At 29.2% G+C, this 19,635-nt stretch carries 17 protein-coding genes; all 17 read right to left on the bottom strand.

From position 1 onward, the window contains the following. Window positions 1-7: 7 nt before the first annotated feature. The 17 genes from G4D54_20860 to G4D54_20940 are packed head-to-tail and all read right to left on the bottom strand — an operon-like array spanning window position 8 to window position 19,635. Window positions 8-892: an NAD(P)-dependent oxidoreductase gene (locus tag G4D54_20860; protein ID QJA04710.1), complete on the bottom strand. Its 885-nt coding sequence runs from the start codon at window positions 890-892 to the stop codon at window positions 8-10. Next, window positions 893-2,029: an ATP-grasp domain-containing protein gene (locus G4D54_20865; protein ID QJA04711.1), complete on the bottom strand. Its 1,137-nt coding sequence runs from the start codon at window positions 2,027-2,029 to the stop codon at window positions 893-895. Continuing rightward, window positions 2,026-3,783: a hypothetical protein gene (locus tag G4D54_20870; GenBank protein ID QJA04712.1), complete on the bottom strand. Its 1,758-nt coding sequence runs from the start codon at window positions 3,781-3,783 to the stop codon at window positions 2,026-2,028. Before G4D54_20870 ends, G4D54_20865 begins: the two co-directional genes overlap by 4 nt. A 2-nt stretch (window positions 3,784-3,785) precedes the next feature. Further along, window positions 3,786-4,922 (bottom strand): dTDP-4-amino-4,6-dideoxygalactose transaminase, encoded by a 1,137-nt coding sequence (gene rffA, locus G4D54_20875; GenBank protein QJA04713.1) that lies wholly within the window; start codon window positions 4,920-4,922, stop codon window positions 3,786-3,788. Then, window positions 4,909-5,943 carry a Gfo/Idh/MocA family oxidoreductase gene (locus G4D54_20880; GenBank protein QJA04714.1) on the bottom strand — a complete coding sequence of 345 codons (1,035 nt, stop codon included), beginning with the start codon at window positions 5,941-5,943 and terminating at the stop codon, window positions 4,909-4,911. The genes rffA and G4D54_20880 overlap by 14 nt, the downstream gene beginning before the upstream one ends. 2 nt (window positions 5,944-5,945) lie before the next feature. After that, window positions 5,946-7,340, bottom strand: coding sequence for a dNDP-4-keto-6-deoxy-glucose-2,3- dehydratase (locus G4D54_20885; GenBank protein QJA04715.1), 1,395 nt, complete (start codon window positions 7,338-7,340; stop codon window positions 5,946-5,948). A 4-nt stretch (window positions 7,341-7,344) separates the two neighbouring features. Further along, the gene (gene rfbA, locus G4D54_20890; GenBank protein QJA04716.1) at window positions 7,345-8,238 is read right to left on the bottom strand and encodes a glucose-1-phosphate thymidylyltransferase RfbA; all 894 of its coding nucleotides are present in this window, start codon (window positions 8,236-8,238) and stop codon (window positions 7,345-7,347) included. A 1-nt stretch (window position 8,239) separates the two neighbouring features. Continuing rightward, window positions 8,240-9,268 (bottom strand): dTDP-glucose 4,6-dehydratase, encoded by a 1,029-nt coding sequence (rfbB, locus tag G4D54_20895; protein QJA04717.1) that lies wholly within the window; start codon window positions 9,266-9,268, stop codon window positions 8,240-8,242. A gap of 10 nt (window positions 9,269-9,278) precedes the next feature. Then, complete coding sequence (locus G4D54_20900; GenBank protein ID QJA05253.1) at window positions 9,279-10,988, bottom strand: hypothetical protein; 1,710 nt, start codon at window positions 10,986-10,988, stop codon at window positions 9,279-9,281. An 8-nt stretch (window positions 10,989-10,996) separates the two neighbouring features. Continuing rightward, window positions 10,997-12,454, bottom strand: a complete 1,458-nt coding sequence (locus G4D54_20905; GenBank protein ID QJA04718.1) for a flippase — start codon at window positions 12,452-12,454, stop codon at window positions 10,997-10,999. Then, entirely contained in the window at window positions 12,447-13,547 is a 1,101-nt protein-coding gene (glf, locus tag G4D54_20910) for a UDP-galactopyranose mutase (GenBank protein ID QJA04719.1), read from the bottom strand. The genes G4D54_20905 and glf overlap by 8 nt, the downstream gene beginning before the upstream one ends. A 9-nt stretch (window positions 13,548-13,556) precedes the next feature. Beyond that, window positions 13,557-14,510, bottom strand: coding sequence for a glycosyltransferase (locus G4D54_20915; protein ID QJA04720.1), 954 nt, complete (start codon window positions 14,508-14,510; stop codon window positions 13,557-13,559). After that, window positions 14,503-15,405, bottom strand: coding sequence for a glycosyltransferase family 2 protein (locus tag G4D54_20920; GenBank protein ID QJA04721.1), 903 nt, complete (start codon window positions 15,403-15,405; stop codon window positions 14,503-14,505). Before G4D54_20920 ends, G4D54_20915 begins: the two co-directional genes overlap by 8 nt. Continuing rightward, window positions 15,398-16,546, bottom strand: coding sequence for a glycosyltransferase (locus G4D54_20925; GenBank protein ID QJA04722.1), 1,149 nt, complete (start codon window positions 16,544-16,546; stop codon window positions 15,398-15,400). Before G4D54_20925 ends, G4D54_20920 begins: the two co-directional genes overlap by 8 nt. A 12-nt stretch (window positions 16,547-16,558) precedes the next feature. After that, on the bottom strand, window positions 16,559-17,680 hold the full coding sequence (locus G4D54_20930) for a hypothetical protein (GenBank protein ID QJA04723.1): 1,122 nt from the start codon (window positions 17,678-17,680) through the stop codon (window positions 16,559-16,561). After that, window positions 17,673-18,500, bottom strand: a complete 828-nt coding sequence (locus G4D54_20935) for a glycosyltransferase family 2 protein (GenBank protein QJA04724.1) — start codon at window positions 18,498-18,500, stop codon at window positions 17,673-17,675. Before G4D54_20935 ends, G4D54_20930 begins: the two co-directional genes overlap by 8 nt. After that, window positions 18,484-19,635: a glycosyltransferase family 4 protein gene (locus G4D54_20940; protein ID QJA04725.1), complete on the bottom strand. Its 1,152-nt coding sequence runs from the start codon at window positions 19,633-19,635 to the stop codon at window positions 18,484-18,486. The genes G4D54_20935 and G4D54_20940 overlap by 17 nt, the downstream gene beginning before the upstream one ends.

The following is a 19,635-nucleotide window of genomic DNA, read 5'->3' on the forward strand; positions in this document are numbered from 1 at the left end:
TACACCCCTAATAATAGTTCTTTAAATCTTGAATTGCTGCCTCTAAATCATACTTAGGCTTAAAATTCAATTCTTTTTCCGCTTTTGATACATCCATCTCTAATATACTTTTATCTTCTGGTTTTTCTAGTAAATATTTAATTCCTGCTTCATTTTTAAAAACTCGGTTTATAAGCTTTGCTAGATTAGAAATAGAAATACGCCCTTTAATCCCTATATTATAAATACCCTTCGCATTTTTTGCTTCGATTGCACAAATAATTGCGGATATAACATCTTTAATATATATATATTGTCTCTCTCCACATCCACTACCATATATAACTTGTTCTTTATATTCTTTCGCATTATCTAATAGCGTATTTAACAAATATCCTTTTCGTTCACCTGTTCCAATTACCTGTGCCAAGCGTAGGCTTTTTATACACATTTCTTTTTTCTTATTCAAAAAATTTATTAAATGATCCATTGCATACTTTGACTCGCCATATAAATTACCTGATCCAGTATCAATTTCTTCACTACAGCTTTCATTATCGGCACGATATGTAGAAATAGAAGACAAAAATACTACATTTTTTGTATTTGAGTCCATGCAACTTTGAAATATATCACAATTTAAATGAATATTTGCAACATAATCATTTAAATTAAAATTGGGAGTTAATCTTTTTGCAGCAAGACATACTACTGCATCATCTGGTTGTAATACGTTCATCAAAACATCATATGATACTTGTTCCTTGATTAATTTAAATGATGAATTATCCAAAAACATTTGCAGATGGTTATCATATTGATCAATGCCAATTACATCATACTGACATTTTAATAATCGCTTTATTAAGTTTACCCCAATAAAACCATTAGCGCCGACTACAACAACTCGCATTTATTTCACTTCCTCTATATAATATCCGCCTTTTTCCATAAAGCCATTTAAAACACGCACATTATCTCCATTTTCATAATACCAGCGTAAATAACAACATTTATCAGGAATAATATATTTACTGCGATCAAATGCCGTATTTGGCTTCTCACAAGTAAACACTAATTTAAATTTCCCTTCTTTTTCTTTCATACAGAAAGCAAGTTGTTCATTGCCTAATAGATGTTGAAATGTTGCATCTAACAAATCAAATCCACAATATTCTTTTATAACATTCCACATATGGCAACCATCTAATCTAGGAGTTACTTCAATTACATAAGGAACATCGTTAACAATTTTTATTTGGAAATATACTGGGCCATTCTCTATATTTAATTTATTAACAACTCTCTCTACCAAAGCCCTAATTCTTTCTACAACAACAGGACTTTCTTTCGTTGGTAAATGATGTTCTTTTATAATACCTCCTGGATATTCTTCAAAAGATACACGATCCGATACAAGAAAGAATTTTAATTCTTTTTCATAAACATAAGCATTTACACTTATTTCAGGACCATTTAGATACTCTTCAAAAATTATTTTTTTACTTTTTGAATGTGACATTGATTCATCATATTCTTCAAGAACTTCATCCATATTAGATACTAAACGAACTCCACGTTGTCCTTGAGAATCTACTGGTTTCATCATCATTGGGAAAAAATTTAGTGTTTCTTCACTTAAATCATCTTTATTTGATGAAACAAAATAATGTACATTCCCTTCAAAATCAGAACCTAGATAATCTCTCATCTGCTGTTTATTATTACATATAATTGCTGTTTCTGACGAAACAAAATACGGTAAATTTAATTGTTCACTTACTTTGCACGCTGTTGGCATTGCAACATCTGAACCAACTGAATAAACGATATCTGCGTTAATCTTTATTGCATATTCTTTTACTTCATCAACATCAATAATGTTAATTTTCTCAAAGTGATCTAAAAGCGGAATTGATTTATCTGTATCTGTGTAGCTACATCCATACACTTCAAATCCCTTTTCTTTACAATATTTTATAGCGTCATATTGTGCATTCCCTGCACCTAAAATTAAGACTTTACGTGTCATATTTTTTACCCCTTTCATTCATAAACACTGTAATATTCATTTTCATAAACTAACTTATACTCATTATTAGTTATAAAATTGTTTAGAATCATCTTCTTCTCATTTATTTGTGATGTTCTTTCTAAATTACTTAAATAACCAACTTCATCAAATCCAAAATAAGATGATGTACGACAAATAACAATCAATGGCAGAGATGAATTTTCTTTCAACTTTTCCTCCAAATCTTGAGAAAATTCTTTTATAGAATATGATGAAACATTTATCCATGGACGCACATATGCCTCTTTATTACTTAATTCATATAATAGAACACTATCACCATATACTAATAATTCTTTATTATCATAAATAGAATTATTAAGTATATTCAAGACATCATTTACTGTCTCTGCCTGTCTTTGTGTAGTAAACAGTAATTTTGTTTCTTTCGAATTAATTTTAGAATTTAAATTAAAGATGTTAGAATCATCATACATATTAGTAGTTATTAAATAATTTGAAATTAATACAATACAAATTAAAAAAATAATTTTCGAACTTACTCCTAACCATTTATTTTTAAATTCAATAAATAACTTATAGAGAAAATGAAATACTAATGGCATTAGTATCCACATACCTAAAATTGTATGTCGAAACCTAACTCCAGATCCCATAAACACTAAATAATTCAGTAAAATTCCTAAAACACCTAATAATCCAATTTTTTTATATTTATCTGAATATGTTCCTAGAATTGAATAATATATTCCGCATATCAACAATATTCCAAAATATATCCATCCAAAAGAGCTAAGTTTTGCCCATCCTTGTGGCATTGCAGAAAAACTATTAATCGAATAAAAAATCAACAAAAGTACCACACAAGCTAAACAAAAAAAGAGAAAAGAATATAACTTTTTATCCTTTAAATAATATTTAATTCTAGTAATAAAAAATCCAATCAACATAGAATATACTAAAAGTAATAATCCTATTTCTATTGATGCCATACTATCTTTTATCAAAAATATAAATACATTTAAAAAACCATATTGAGAAGTTCCACTTTCTCCTTTTGATAAAAACAGAGCACGATTGAATTCTTCTAACAAATAGTCAAATCCAAAAATTAGCATATAAATTAGCAAAATAACTATTATTGATAAAATGAAACCAGATAAAAAAGAGACAATTTGACTAATCGTATCTTTTCTAGTTACATTGGAATTATAATATTTCCAAATTATTATCGGAAATATTAAAATAATACTAGTAATACTTGGTAATCTTACAAATACAGATATACCAACTAATATTCCAGAAATACAGCAATAAAATAATTTATTATTTATTAACCCTTTATACAAAAAATAAATTGCCATAATCATTAAAAGCATATTTAATTGATGAAAATTATAAACATTAATATATGTATCACAAATTAAGAGACTCAATGTTATTCCAAATAAAAGAATTTCTTTTCTTATCTCTTCTTTCAACAATTTATATACAAAGTAACAACTAGCCCATTCAATAAGAACCTCAAGAAGGTTCAATCCCCATAATCCTAAAAAAGATGTAATGCTGTACCATAAATATCCAATAATCGTCGCCAAGAAAGTCATTAATGAGACTGTTTCGGAAAACGGATGCTGGTAATTATATAAATATAAACCTGTATCCGCCATATCTATTCCGAAAAAAGAATGAATTAATGGCCACCCTATAATTATTAGGAGAAATATTAAATTCAGATTGACTTTTAGTTTTTTCTTGTAGACTATCATTTTTATCCTCTTTTCAAAGATTTTGAAATTTCATCTACTACATACAAAGTATCTTCAGTCGTCATGTCTACATACAGAGGTAATCTTAATATTCTCTTTCCTAAATCTTCAGTAACTGGCAACATTTCTGGTGTATATCCTAATTTTTGTCCATATGGTGAAGAATGCAAAGGTACATAACAAATATAACTTGAAATACCCTTTTCTTTTAAAGAATTGATTAAATTTGTTCTTGTATCTTCATCAGGCAATACGATGCAGAACATATGCGCATTATGCTCGATATCTTCTGGCAATACCGGTCTTCTCAATAAGCCTTCCTTCTCTAAGCATTCTAGTCCATTATAATATGTATTCCATACATTCATTCTTTTTTCTAGAATTTCATCATAACGTTCCATTTGTGCTGACAAAATTGCTGCTAGCAAATCACTAGGTAAAAAAGAAGAACCGATATCATGCCATGTATATTTATCTACTAATCCGCGTAATACATTTCTTCGATTTGTACCTTTTTCACGGATGATTTCAGCACGCTCCATATATTTATCTTCATTAACAACAATTGCGCCACCTTCACCCATAACATAATTTTTGGTTTCGTGAAAACTAAAACATCCAAATTCAGTTAATGTTCCTGCATATCTACCTTTGTATGTAGATCCTACCGCCTGAGCAGCATCTTCAATCACGAAAAGACCATGGCGATTTGCAATTTCATTGATCTTATCCATCTCACATGGAAAACCTGCATAGTCAACAGCATAGATTGCTTTTGTTTTTGGTGTTATTAGATCCTCAATTAAATTTTCATCGATATTAAATGTATCTTCTCGAATATCACAAAATACAGGTTTTGCCCCTCTTAATAGAAATGCATTTACCGTAGAAGAAAAAGTAAAAGAAGGCGTAATTACTTCATCCCCTGGTTCTAAATCAATTAAAATAGAAGCCATCTCTAATGCAGTAGTCCCTGAAGTTGTCAACAACATATTATCAATATGAAATCTCTTTTTAAAATGTTCATATACTTCTGTTGTATACTTTCCATCTCCTGATAATATACTATTCCCGTTCAAGCAATCAACTACTTTGTTGATTTCTAGTTCCGTAATCGATGGTTTATTAAATTTTATCATTCCCTAACCCTCCTGAAATATCTCTAACCTTTTGAACTAATTGAGCTTGTAAAAGTATTTCATGATAGATTTTATCTCTTACAGCGGTGTCATTGATAGCATTATAAAATTGACATATGGATTTTCTAAAATGAGAATCACAGTTTAATTCAAGAGTTTCAACTTCTCCGTTTTGAATAATTTTCAAACTTGGTTTCAAATTGTCGGGGGCTGTAAAAATACGATCCGTTTGCATAATTCCTCTACTTCCCCATATGGATAGCATACATTGGTATTCACAGTCCATTCCATATTCTCCAATAAATACCTCATTTTTACTATTTCTAAACATATAACTTCCATATAGATCTATATCAAAATCCTCATAAGAATTCATGACACATGACTCCAATGTAATATCTTCTCCGAGTAACTTTGTTGCAAGTTTTATTACATATCCTCCAGCATCCAATAAAGCGCCTCCCCCTAATTCTTTATTGTATCTGAAATCATTTTTATCTCTTCTAGGAAAACCAAATCTAGCATGATATGAATGCACTTTTCCAATTTTTCCATTTTCAACTTCTTTCTTTATTTCTGAAATTTGTGAATGATATTGGAACATATAATTTTCATGCAATACAAGTTTTCTTTCTTCAGCTAATTTGACCAAGTTTAAACTATCTTGATAATTTGTAGTTGAAGGTTTTTCAACAAATACATGTTTATCATTTTCTAATGCTTTCTTTGCCCATTTATAGTGTAAGGCAGGAGGCAATGGTAGATAGACTGCATCAACTTCATTTGACATAATTAAGGAAGAATAACTCTCGAAGATCTTCCCGCCATAGGTATCTACAAAAGTCTTTCCTTTTTTCCATTCATTTTCAATTACAGTGTCTGCAACATCTCCATCCCACTCTTCTTTTGATGCAATTGCAACACCTACATATGTAAAATTCTCTTCTTTTTCTAATGAAGGTAAAAATCTACGAAATGCGATTTCTGATGGACATATAATTCCAATTCTAATTTTTTTCATTTTTACACCTCTAATAATGATATTAAATTTCTAAGTTGTATATTTAAACAATTATTAACTTGAACTAATTGATTTAAAGTTCTATAGCTTACCCAGAAATATCCTTCCTCTTCCACAGCATGGATCTCATTTTTATTTATTTCTATAATAACATTTCGGTTTTGCTCATGATAAAATCTACCTCCTTCTTCTGAAAGTAGTACATCATGTATAATATTTACATTATGATTCATTTTATTCATAAACAAATCTACTATCTGATCCTGTTTATCCTGTGTTTTTGATGGCTCTAATTGCACAGTTGGTCCTAATTCCAAAGAATCAAAGCAGCCGATTTCCTTCTTTATCCTTACTAAAAATTTCTTTACACCATTATCATTACAAACAAATAGTCCAAATAAAGCAATCCCTGTCGCCTCAAATAACGGCTGGCTCCATCTCGTTACTTCTCTTCCCTCAATCATAATGTCACAAAATATGACTTTAAAATCATATTCATGAACACATTTAATTTCCTTCTCTATATGTTTCCACGTAGAAAGTTGATCTAGAGAAACCAATGCATCTTCTTCATCATCAAACATTTTTGAATTGTTTATTTGTTGATATATTCTAGGAATCATATACTCATCATGCATTGTAAAAATCGATTTAAATAAACTTTTATCATTTGCTTTTGCTTCCATTGCCTTTAATTCATTAGTTGAAAAACTGTGATTATAATATGGAATACAAGACAATACGGTTCGTGTATCCATATTCACAATATTGTCTTTTTTCATTAAACGCTTTATTTGTCCTAATGTCATCCATTTAAAATTTGGTTTTAACAAAACCTCATCCTGTACTTTTATGATAATATTTCGATTTCGTTTCTTATAAAAACGTGAAGATTGCTCTGATTGAATTTGATCTACGATGATTTCGTGATCAACCGCATTTAGGAAATATTCCAAATAATTCGGTTTTCTACCACCATGTTTTTGAGTAAAATTACTTTTTGTTGCTTGAATTGTAGGCGACAATTGTATTTTATTAATATTCCCAGGTTCAATTTTTGCCTGCATCAAAAAATTCAATACACCATCGATTTCCTTACAAATAATTCCTAAGTAACCTATTTCGTTTTGTAAAATAACGGGTTGTTCTAATATGACATCATTTTCTCTTTTTCTTTGGAATCCTTTTACCGTGAAAAATGATAAATTCTGATTTCTAATTTGTCCTTCTTTTTCGTCATAGTACCATGGACTACACTCGTTCAAAGATATTTTTTCTATCTGAACCTCAAGATCGTTATTTCGTTGCTCAATCCACTCATCTATTTCATCATTTCCAGTAATATTTCCTGTTTTATTTAGCCAAGATTCGTAGAGAAGGATAATTGTATTTTTCACACGATTACCCCCTTACTACGCTTACTTCATTGACATCTTCTTCTGCAAGTCTCAATAAATATTTTCCATAATCCGTTTTCGCAAATTTCTCTGCCAATTTTAACAATTGAACTTTATCGATAAAACCTTTTATGTATGCAATTTCTTCTATGCAGGAAACATATAAACCACTTCTTTTCTGAACTGCTCCAACATACTCAGATGCTTCAAGTAAGGCGTTGGGATTTCCCGTATCTAGCCATGCAAAGCCTCTTCCAAGAACTTTGATATTTAGCTTTCCACGATGTAAATATTCATTATTTACGGAAGTAATTTCCAGTTCTCCTCTAGCTGAAGGTTTTATAGTTTTCGCAATCTCTACAACATCATTATCATAGAAATACAACCCAGGAACTGCATAATGAGATTTAGGGATTTCAGGTTTTTCTTCTAGTGTTAGTACTTTATAATCCTTATCAAACGTGACGACGCCATATTCTTTAGGATTATCTACATAGTACCCAAAAATTGTTGCACCTTTTTTTGATAAAGCTTCATTTAACGTTGCCGTAAAATGACGACCGTAAAAAATATTATCTCCTAAAATCAATGCAACACGATCGTTTCCTATAAATTTTTCACCAATTATAAATGCCTCTGCTAATCCTCTTGGTTGTTCTTGTATTGCATATTCAATACGTAATCCCAATTGGCTTCCATCCCCTAATAATTCTTCAAATACTACTACATCTCGTGGTGTAGAAATAATTAGAATCTCTTTAATTCCAGCAAGCATGAGTGTAGATAATGGATAGTAAATCATCGGTTTATCATATACAGGCAGTATTTGTTTCGATACAACTTGTGTCAATGGATAAAGTCTAGTTCCTGATCCTCCGGCTAAGATAATCCCCTTCATGTTACACTCTCCCTTTTTCTTTATACATTTTATTAAAATAATTTTGATACTCTCCAGAAAGAATATTTTGCCACCACTCTTTATAATCCAAATACCATTGAATTGTTTGTTGTATACCAGTGTCAAAATTATATTTTGGTTTCCATCCTAGTTCTGTTTCTAACTTATATGGATCAATTGCATATCTTAAATCATGTCCTTTTCTATCTTCAACATACTTTATTAAAGACTCCGGCTTATTCAATGCTTTCAAAATTGTTTTAACTACTTCTAGATTTGTTCGCTCATTATGTCCACCGACATTGTAAACTTCACCTGCTTCTCCTTTTCTTATAATTAAATCAATTGCCACACAATGATCATATACATGTAACCAATCTCTTACATTTTCTCCAGTACCATATACAGGAAGCGATTCCTCAGCTAAAGCTCTAGAAATCATTAATGGAATTAATTTTTCTGGAAAATGATATGGTCCATAATTATTGGAACATCTACTAATGGTCACTGGTAAACCATATGTTCTATGGTAAGCTAAAACAAACAAATCCGCCGCTGCTTTTGATGAACTATATGGACTTGATGTATGCAAAGGAGTTTCCTCCGTAAAAAATAAATCTGGTTTATCTAATGGCAGATCTCCATATACTTCATCCGTTGAAACCTGATGATAACGTTGAATCCCATATTTATTACAAGCGTCTAATAAAGTCGTAGTTCCCATTACATTCGTTCTAACAAAACTTTCTGGATCCTCTATACTTCTATCAACATGCGATTCTGCCGCAAAATTTACAACCACATCAAATTTCTCTTTTTCAAATAAATCAAAAACAAAAGCTCTATCGGCTATATCACCCTTATAGAATTTATAATTTGTTTTATCCTCAACAGGTTTACATGTTTCTAAATTACCCGCATATGTAAGTAAATCAAGATTTACTATCACATCGTCCGGATATTTATCCACCATATAGTGAATAAAATTCCCGCCAATAAAGCCTGCGCCGCCAGTTACCAAAATTTTCATTTTCATTCTCCTACCTTATTTTCCAAATATAATATGACCCTATTTTTTTATACAAAGTCATTTCCACATTTACTTTATAATGTTCTTGTATAAAAGTCAAGATTTCATTTATCGGTCTGTTCTCTATAAAATAAACATTTTCCTTTAATAAATGTTCCATAGGGTTATTTATACTATGTTTTTCCAATTGCTTCATCCAATCCGGATGGAATGTATCAATTCCCGCAAAAAAAGCAGCATTCTTAAATTCTGACTTTTGAATCCCTTTCCATGGATTGTAATTCAAATATAACGTTTGAATATTGGAATAAAAACCTAAATAATAAAAATTATTTGGATTCTGCTTAATTTCGTTTATAACACTCATATCCTTTTCTTTTTCAAAAGAAGCATTATATTTTGCTAAATCATTATTCCATGAAATAAACAATGCATCATAACTACTTTTTCCATAACTTGGTATATACACTGGTATTCTACATACACATAGAACGATCAAAACTGCGATTAGAAATTTATCGCTAAATTTTTCGATTCGACTTTCAGATATTTGAATGCTAAAGAGCAAAAATGCTGTGGCTGCTAAAAAGATAGAATACTCAACACGATAGTTTAGTCTTCCTAGATACATGTTTAAAAACAATAAACAGAAAGCAAAGAAATTCACAGCCAAGACTTGAAAGATTCCATTTCTTATTGCAAAAATTCCAATCAATGAAATGAGGATTAGTGCCCAAACACTTACGTAATATTTATACTGGCGATTTATTAAATTGACAATCGTTCCTTTTATACTCGTATATTGGCTATCTCGATAGGCATTTAAAATAGTGCTAACCGTTTTTAATTTATCTAAATCGTAATATTCTATATCTCCGAAATTCCAATGAACTAATGTATAAAAATCATTTTCACTAATTCCATTTTTTTCAAATTCTATTCGGTTATCTTCATATGAGTAGTAAGAATAATCTACAATATCAGATCGATATGCACTATATGTTTTATATGCTTTAAACGCAGGATATCGTTGAACAAATCCTATACTGAAAAGACTTAATCCAATCAAAATAAGAAAACATGGGAATATTACTTTCCCTGCTTTTTTAACCAAATTCACGAAATCTATGTATTTGAGCCTCTTCTTTATTCCATAAAATAAGACTGGTAGTCCAGAAAAAAATAAAACAATATAGATGCATTTATTTCTTATCATATAGCCAACACAAAAAAGGAAAACCCCCAAAGCGACTTCTTTTTTATTTATCGTTTTGCTATCTAAAATATTGCTTAAAATAAGAATGCATCCTGTACATAGAGAGATCGTCGCAGTTTTTGTGAATTGCACCAATAAGTATAGATCATTGGAAAAAAACAAAAGAAATATCATAAAAAGCAATATGCTTAGATTATCTTTTTTATATTTCAAAAACGTATACGATATAATGCATAATGAAGTAAATATTACCGCAATTTGAAAAATAAAATACCAGTTGATTGTTGCGATAAATGTATATAACATAGAGAGAACAATCCCAATCATAGGATGCATAAACATAATAAATGAGGAAGGTGAGCCTGTATAAGCTCCAGAAACCACCATTTCCATGATAAAGTCATCAGAAACCTCATACTTCATACATCCTGAGAAAGCAAATAATATTAGGAGAACTAAGTTTATACAAAAAATCCCTTTTTTAGAAATTAAAAACTCTTTCATCACAAAGTTCACCTCCTAGTTTTTAAAGCTGAATAACCTTTATATATATAGTCAACCACAAACTCTTCTTTCAATAGAATCAAGCAAATAACATAACTTCCAAAAAACAAAATTGCATATACAAATAAACTGAAGAAGACTGTAAAATCGGTAAACAGATTGATGAAAAGTACAAGTATTGAAGCAAATAAACATGAAATAATTATTTTAAAAATTTTGAATCCACACTTAACTTCATGTAATTGTTTTGAAGTATACATAATTTGTACAGCCAAAACAGAAAATTCAGCAATCAGTGTGCCTAAAGATGCACCAGCGGCTCCTAATCTAGGAATACATATATAATTGACAATTAAGTCAAGGATTGCACCAAATGTAACGGAGTATACAACAATTTTTTCTTTCCCTAAAGGTGTTAATATTTGGATACCTGTGATGTTAGATAATCCTATTAAAAGAATAGTAGGAGTAATTATTTGCATTGCCAGCGTTGCGCCTATAAAATCTCTTCCAGATAAAACAATCAGTGTTTCTTTTGCAAATAAAATAAAGAAAATAGTTAGTGGTAATGCTATTATAAAAACAAATCTAATACTCTTAGAAATTAAGGTTTGAAACTGTATCTTATCATTTTTTTGAATACAATAAGATAATCTAGGTAATAAAACCGTTCCTAAAGATGTGACTAAACTTAGCAATATTGTCTTAATTTTTATTGCAGCATTATAGTACCCGACCTCTATATCAGATTGCATAAAACCAAGCATGACAGTATCGAGATTTGTATAGACTGTAATTGCAACAGATTGAGCAAAGAAAACCAAAATCGGTCTTATATGCACTAGAAAACTATAACTTTCGACTTTTTTAAAATTAATTAACTTGCGTAATCTAATAAAATTTAATATGTTAGATCCTGCATTTGCAAAAATCGCAATTCCACCATAAATAATATAATCACTTTTTTGATGGATAAAGAAAAACATTAGTATTATGGATATAATTTTAAAAAATATAGAGCGGTAAGTTATATAGCTATATTGCTCTAGTGCTTGATATAACCAATTAACTCCAAAAACATTTAAAATAATAGATAAAGAATTTATTAGCATTAAGGTCTTCTCTTTATATAATTCTGGCACTATAAAGACACTAATAAAATAAAACATTAATGCTAAACTAGTCGCACTCATATGAATTATAAGAAGCTCTTGTACTGTTTTATTTAGTTTATCTTTATCATCGCGTATTCTTGCGCATGCACGTATGCCATAAGTTGGAATCCCTAAGGCAGCAATCATAGAAAAGTAACTCGCAATAGATGCTGCAAATGCTACTTTTCCAGTTCCCTCAGCTAATAGAATTCTAGAAACATAGGGAAATGTTACAATAGGAAATATAAAATTTGCCGCAGTCAAAATGAAATTCATTATAAAATTCTTTTTGACAGTTTGTATTTTATTCATTAAACTCTTTTCCTACCATCTCTAAGGCTTCACTTATGATATGATGCATATCATAATACTTGTACATTCCCAATCTTCCGCCAAAAATAACTTTATTTTCTTTATCTGCAAGTGCTTTATATTTTTCATACAGACAATTATTTTTTTCATCATTCATCGGGTAATATGGTTCATCACCTTTTTTCCAAGTTGCTGGATACTCTCTTGTTATTACTGTTTTTTCTTGCTTCCCATATTCAAAATGCTTGTGTTCTATAATTCTAGTATATGGTATTTCATATTCATTATAATTTACCACAGCATTACCTTGATAATTCTCGCTTTCTAATATTTCTGTTTCAAATCTAAGACTACGATATTCTAATTCGCCAAAGCAATAATCATAGTATTGATCAATCATGCCAGTGAAAACGATTTTATTAGCAATCGTTTCTAGTTCTTTTCTTTTAGAAAAATAATCACAATTCAATCGTATATCAATTCCTTCAAGCATTTTTTCAATAATCGGTGTATATCCACCAATCGGTATGCCCTGATACAAATCATTAAAATAATTATTATCGTATGTAAATCTCACGGGTAATCTTTTAATAATGAAAGAAGGAAGCTCATCACATCTTCTTCCCCATTGTTTTTGTGTATATCCTTTTACTAATTTTTCGTATATGTCTCTTCCTACTAATGATATAGCCTGCTCCTCTAGATTTTTAGGCTCTATAATACCTGATTCTTTGATTTGCTGTTCGATTTTTTTCTTCGCTTGCTCTGGGGTAATTACTCCCCAAAGCTTATTAAACGTATTCATATTAAAAGGCATATTGTAAATTTCATCTCTATACCTTGCAATAGGAGAGTTGGTATATCTATTAAAAGTAGCAAATTGCTGAATATATTTCCAGACCTCGTGATTAGATGTATGGAATATATGCGCCCCATATTCATGAACATTAATACCTTCCACTTCTTTAGTGTAAATATTTCCGCCGATATGAGGTCTTTTGTCAATTACAAGACAATTTTTTCCCCTTTTTTTTGCTTCATATGCAAAAATAGAACCAAATAGACCTGCACCTACTATCAAATAATCATACATTCAATTCACTCACTTTCCATCGAACTTTTCTCCAGGTTTAACCTGTTTTCCTAATAAATTATGCCTAGCATCATGATATGCTTTTTTGGTATATCTAATTCTAGGCAAAGACCATTTTGAAATTGCTCTTAAATATGAAAACAAACAAAAATACATTGGGCGTAATCGTTTAAAAATGAAATTCTTCCCATATTTCATATCAAATACAAATGAATTCCTCAACATATAGTATTGTTTCCAATAAATTGGTTCACTTATATTGGGCAATGGTAGTTGCCTATTTAATTTTGCATTAACCATAAAATATATCTTTGTTATCTTTGTACAGCGATATGCGTAGTCACTATCATCAAAGAGTAAAAAATATTTATCATCTGGTAGACCAATTTCCGACAAAATTTCAGAATTAAACAATGGTCCTTCAAACGCAAAATCCACAACTTCTATTTTTTCTTTTCCGGTAAAATCTGAAATAACTTGTTTATCTTCTACACGTTTAAAGAAATTGTCAAAATTCATTTTTATAACAGCATTATCTTTAAAATTTTCACAAGTTCTGTTTGGGATGCACACTTTATGATTTTCATCCATACCCTCAAGCAAAATTTCTAAGCAATTTACTTCTGGTAATACATCATCATCCATTACCCAATAATAGTCATAGTCATACTTTAATCCTATTTCAAAGGCTTTTTTAAATCCGCCTGCCCCTCCTTCATTTTTTTCATTTAAATAATAATAAAATTTGATATTATTTAAATTAGTGATTTGTACCTCATTAATCTTTTCATGTAAGTTTAAGCCTAAAGCATTTAAATGACATAAAGTCCCATCAGTTGAATGATTATCAACGACTACAATTCCTGATATTTGATGGGTTTGATTACTTAATGCATTTAAAACTTTTTCTAAACATTTTTTACGATTATATGTACATAATAATACACAGACTTTTTTATTCATTTATTCGCCTTCCCTTTCTTTTTTGAACTATCCTAAATATGTAGGAGCCTACTACAATTTTTAAGACAGAAATTTTTAGTTTTTTAGATAATACACTTAGCTTTATATTTTCTACTAAAACATGATATGCTCCTGCATAATACATCCTTTTAAGTTCTGATCTAGCTTCATACTGCATAAGTTCTATTGTATATAGTAAAAAACCTTTCGGCGATTTAGCCAAATGATTATAGATATTTCTAGTTAAGCCTGAATCCAAATACTCACATCGATAAATGGGTTCATTAAACCATCTTATTTTATATCCGTCTCTTGCTATTTCATTCCATAAGACACATTCACTTAGAAATTTTTCACCACTAAATTCCGGAAATCTATACTTCTTTATTACATCTGTATAAAAAACCTCAGCTTTATCTCCTTTTATATTCTTTTCTCTTCTTTCTATTGAAGAACAGTCCAAATATTCTCCTTCAAACGATTCTCCTACATCTCCACTAAATTCATAAGATTTCAAGCCTCCAATACCTGCAAACTTTTCTTGTTCACTTTTTAGAGTAGTAAACCAAAAGATAATTCTTTCTATTGAATTTTCTGGTAAAGTATCATCTGAATCAACTATAAAGAAAAATTCTCCTGTCGCATTTTCTATTCCCATATTAACTGCATGATGTTTTCCTCTATTTGTTGATTTTATATAATTAACCCCAAATGGACTCTTTTCTTTCAGCTTATGAACTATATCTTCTGTATCATCTGTTGATCCGTCATCTACTATAATCCATTCCATCATCGTTAAATCAACTGTTTGCTTTGTTAAAGTCTCATATAATTTAGGCAAGAAACTAGAACGATTATACGTAGGTGTCATAATTGTTATTTTAATATCACTCATATTCATTACCTTTTTCAAATAAACAGTCAAACTCATATAAACGTGCTTGTAAATCAAAAAAAGGACTTCTTTCTACTGCTTTTTCTCTCAATTCATTTAATTTATCCTTATCCTTAAGTAATTGCTTTAAACCTTCATATAGTCCATTCTCATTATTCTCTACAATTAGACCGAATTCACTGTCTCCTAAAATATCTTTCATTCCTGCACAATCTGTCGTAAGTACAGGTGTACCTAAAAAAATAGCTTCAGAAACCACTGTGCTAAATCCTTCAGTTAATGAAGAACATACAAATAAATCTGCTTTTTTTAATAATGGATATGGATTATCAATAAATCCAGTTAATTCAACACAATCATTTAGTTCATTATCATCAATAAATTTTTGATAAGTATCCTTCAAGAGTCCGGTTCCTACAATTTTTAATTTAAATGTCAATTTATCTTCTTTTAATCTAACACAACACTTTAAAAGTCGATCATATCCTTTTTGTGGACTAAGTCTTCCCACAGTAATAAGATTTAATGGATTCTGCCTCTTATATTCTGTAACATTTTTTATAGAATTTAGTATCTTATTAGTATCTAGCACATTTAGTTGAACTTGCACTTTTTCTTCATCCACATCGTATATTTTTAAAAAAGAAGTTTTCACATCAGATGAAACGCATAATATCTTATTGTAAAAATTATAACATTCTTTCGCTTCTTCTTTACTTCTATAGTATTTATTGCTATCAGGCAGATTTATTAAATCAACATGAACCCATGCATATTTGGGAGTCCTTGACTTAGAACCGGCAATTATCTTAGTTACTGGTCCTTCTAAAAATGCTATTTCATAATCATATTCTCCCTGAACATATTTCTTGTATAATTTTTCTTTTTTTGAAAATTTAATATATCTTAAAAAAAGAAAGCGAATATAATTTCTCAATCGCTCTGGATACGCTTCTAAATCAAAAGCAAAAAAATATGTTGCATATTTTTTTATTTCTTCTATATATATTCCCTCATTTAACAAAGAAAAAACATACACATCATATTTTGTTTTATCCATTGCTTTCACTGTATCAAGAAGTATTTTCTCTGCACCACCACCAATTAAATTAGTTATGCTAAATAATATTTTCTTTTTCATTAAAAGCCTCCCCTAAAATATCCAATACCAGCCATATGCTATGATATTTGCATATGTCGCTAATATAGAAGCAATTGACAAAAATAACATAATTATAGATAAAATATGTGTTAGTTTAATTTTAAATTTCTTAAATTCAAAATAATTATTAATCTTTTTTTCTGATAATAAAATAAATAAAGGTTCTATCATAAACAAAGGCACCAAGTACATAAATCTTCTAATCAGATCAAATTGATAGAACGTTGATAACGCTAATATTGTATATAGAATTAAATACTTAATTGTATTAGACTTCTGTTTATACATTAGTATAATTATAAAAGAAGCAAAGAGAGCAAGAAGCATAAATAAAATCATATAATTCGCATTATATGGCTGTATAGTTCCATTTAAATATGGTAGTATCTTAAGATACACAAATGAGTCTTTCGGACATAAACTTAAAAAAAACTTTAAAATAGGATAATGAAAAAAAATACCTACTAATAAAGCGAACTGAATTTTTCTATTTTTTATCCAATCTACTAATAAAGGAATTACAAGAACCAATGATACCGGATGAATAAGCGATAATAATAAAACTACAATCAAGAAGTGATGAACTCGTATTCTCTCTGTTCTTAATGCATAACAATAATATGCACCGGTGATAAAACAAAAATAATTTCTTATTGCTAAGATATAAGTTTTATAAAAAGACATGCAAAATATAAATAACAACATACCTATCAATATATTTTTGTTTCGTATTTCTAAATCATCATAAATCATTAGTATTAGCTTAAATAAATAGAAATATCCGACAAATGTAAAAATCGCTTGGTATAAGCCTAATATATTAGTTTGTGCAATTATATACATTATTAAGTTATTCAAATATACCAATGAATATCCTGAATGAAATATTACCATAATAGAATGATTTTGATAACTTCCCATGACATCAAAATGTCTCTGTAAGTCATCCGATGTATTAGGCAATGTATAGAAAGCAATTAAAGCTAAGCCAACTGAAATCAATACAATGGATAAAATATCACATTTTTTTTGTTCTTGCCTAATAAAATAGCATCCACTACCTATACATAAAACCGGTAATATAATGCAAACTCCAAAAAGAATATTAGACATCTATAACTCTCCTTTTATGTAATTTTTTATAAACCTTTTTTGGAATCATTCCAATAATTAATGGTTTCAGTGCATAAATAAATAAGTACTTTGTCATTCCTGTACGCTTCATCCAATAAAATTTTAGTTTCGCCTCTTGAATTCTATATACATATTTTCTTTTTTTTATTCCACTTTCATCTTCTCTATATTCTAAAAGATAATCACCAATAATCTCCAATACCATTCTTTCTTCTTTCATTTTACACCATAAATCATAATCTTCAGCACGACATGTTAATTCAGTTACTGTATATTTATTCACATTAAGTATCGCTTCTTTTCTCATCATCACAGAAGGATGAATAAGGGAAGTTTGCTTAACCGCTTCTTTTAATGAAATACTTTTCATATGAGGAAATTCAGTCTTTGAATACCTATTTGATGAGTTATCTATATAGTATACATTAGTACCGATCACACTAGTTTCTGGATGCTCATTTAAATACTCTACTTGAATAGAAAATCTATCTGATAAAGCCCTATCATCACTATCCATTCTTGCAATATAATCACCTTTAGATATATCTATGCACCTATTAAGTGAGGCTGCTAGCCCCATGTTTTTTTTATTATTTATAATTGTTATTCTATTATCAATTTTTTTATATTTCTCTAATATCTTAGTGCTTTGATCCGCAGAACAATCATTACATATAATAAATTCAAAATTCTTATAGGTTTGACAAAGAATAGATTCTATTGCTTCTTTTAAAAATCTCTGATCATTATACACACCCATAATTACAGAAATCAAAGGTTCTTTATTCATTTCTCTCATAAATTTCCCTCATTTTCAAATTCACTTTCTTTATAGAATAATTTGAAACTTTATTATAATTAAAAGCAGCCATTGATCTAGAAAGGTCTAACTCTAATATTTTATTTATATAAATATTAAAGCTTTCGTTTTCTAAATCCACACAGTATCCACCTTTCTCATTTTCAATTAAATCTTCATTTCCTCTAATTTTGGAAACGACACAAGGTAATCCACATGCCATTGCCTCCATTAAAGCTACTGACAGTCCTTCCCTTTTTGAAGGAAATACAAAAATATCGCATGACTTCATTATCTTAATTACATCTTTTCTATATCCAAGAAAATGTAATCTGTCTGATACATGTAATTTCTTGGCTAATCGCTCATGTTGCTCTTTCAACTGACCATCACCGCACATTAGATAATGCACATTATTGGGTAACTCTGGTAATATTTCTATTACAATCTTGTGATTTTTATTAGCATTAAGCTCTCCAACTGAAAGTATTAAGATTGCATCCTTTGGAATATTCAACTCTTCACATAATTGTATCTTATTTTCTTTAATTATATTAATTTTATCTATATCAATTCCAACACCTGGTACATATTCAACAGTACCGCTTTTCTTTAATTTAAATTTCTTTGCTGCAATATAGTCTTCATTGTTAATTGTAATCAGTACATTCGTATATTTTGCAGAAATTTTTTCAATATTTCTAAAAACAAAATTTTTAAATGGATTGTTTCCTTTAAAAAAGTGAAAACCATGCGCTGTGTAAATCATTTTGCAAGTTCCGTATATATTACTTTTTTTATAAGCTAAACGTGTTATAAAGCTTGAGATAGGTGTATGTGTATGAACTAGAGAATAATTCTTATCATTTAATAACTGCTTTATTTGTTTATAAGAATTTATTATGTTTTTTATATTTTTAGGACTTCTCGAAAAACTAATATTAATTTTTTTAATCTTTAATTCCTTTAATTCACTTTCGAATTTTTTTATTCTTTCTTCATTCCAAACTGAATAATCATCAAAATTGCAGGCAACATCTATCGTATATCCCAGTTCTTGTAGTAATTTGATATTATTCATGTTAAACTGTCCAATCATTGATGGAACAGTTGCAGTCATTAATACTCTTTTCAT

The organism is [Clostridium] innocuum (genome assembly GCA_012317185.1).
Lineage (GTDB): Bacteria > Bacillota_I > Bacilli_A > Erysipelotrichales > Erysipelotrichaceae > Clostridium_AQ > Clostridium_AQ innocuum.

What these genes read in the sequence shown, in the direction of transcription:
- G4D54_20860 (QJA04710.1), bottom strand. Translation starts at nt 892, where the DNA reads ATGCGAGTTGTTGTAGTCGGCGCTAATGGTTTTATTGGGGTAAACTTA.
- G4D54_20865 (QJA04711.1), bottom strand. Translation starts at nt 2,029, where the DNA reads ATGAAAGGGGTAAAAAATATGACACGTAAAGTCTTAATTTTAGGTGCA.
- G4D54_20870 (QJA04712.1), bottom strand. Translation starts at nt 3,783, where the DNA reads ATGATAGTCTACAAGAAAAAACTAAAAGTCAATCTGAATTTAATATTT.
- rffA (QJA04713.1), bottom strand. Translation starts at nt 4,922, where the DNA reads ATGATAAAATTTAATAAACCATCGATTACGGAACTAGAAATCAACAAA.
- G4D54_20880 (QJA04714.1), bottom strand. Translation starts at nt 5,943, where the DNA reads ATGAAAAAAATTAGAATTGGAATTATATGTCCATCAGAAATCGCATTT.
- rfbA (QJA04716.1), bottom strand. Translation starts at nt 8,238, where the DNA reads ATGAAGGGGATTATCTTAGCCGGAGGATCAGGAACTAGACTTTATCCA.
- rfbB (QJA04717.1), bottom strand. Translation starts at nt 9,268, where the DNA reads ATGAAAATTTTGGTAACTGGCGGCGCAGGCTTTATTGGCGGGAATTTT.
- G4D54_20900 (QJA05253.1), bottom strand. Translation starts at nt 10,988, where the DNA reads ATGAAAGAGTTTTTAATTTCTAAAAAAGGGATTTTTTGTATAAACTTA.
- G4D54_20905 (QJA04718.1), bottom strand. Translation starts at nt 12,454, where the DNA reads ATGAATAAAATACAAACTGTCAAAAAGAATTTTATAATGAATTTCATT.
- glf (QJA04719.1), bottom strand. Translation starts at nt 13,547, where the DNA reads ATGTATGATTATTTGATAGTAGGTGCAGGTCTATTTGGTTCTATTTTT.
- G4D54_20915 (QJA04720.1), bottom strand. Translation starts at nt 14,510, where the DNA reads ATGAATAAAAAAGTCTGTGTATTATTATGTACATATAATCGTAAAAAA.
- G4D54_20920 (QJA04721.1), bottom strand. Translation starts at nt 15,405, where the DNA reads ATGAGTGATATTAAAATAACAATTATGACACCTACGTATAATCGTTCT.
- G4D54_20925 (QJA04722.1), bottom strand. Translation starts at nt 16,546, where the DNA reads ATGAAAAAGAAAATATTATTTAGCATAACTAATTTAATTGGTGGTGGT.
- G4D54_20930 (QJA04723.1), bottom strand. Translation starts at nt 17,680, where the DNA reads ATGTCTAATATTCTTTTTGGAGTTTGCATTATATTACCGGTTTTATGT.
- G4D54_20935 (QJA04724.1), bottom strand. Translation starts at nt 18,500, where the DNA reads ATGAGAGAAATGAATAAAGAACCTTTGATTTCTGTAATTATGGGTGTG.
- G4D54_20940 (QJA04725.1), bottom strand. Translation starts at nt 19,635, where the DNA reads ATGAAAAGAGTATTAATGACTGCAACTGTTCCATCAATGATTGGACAG.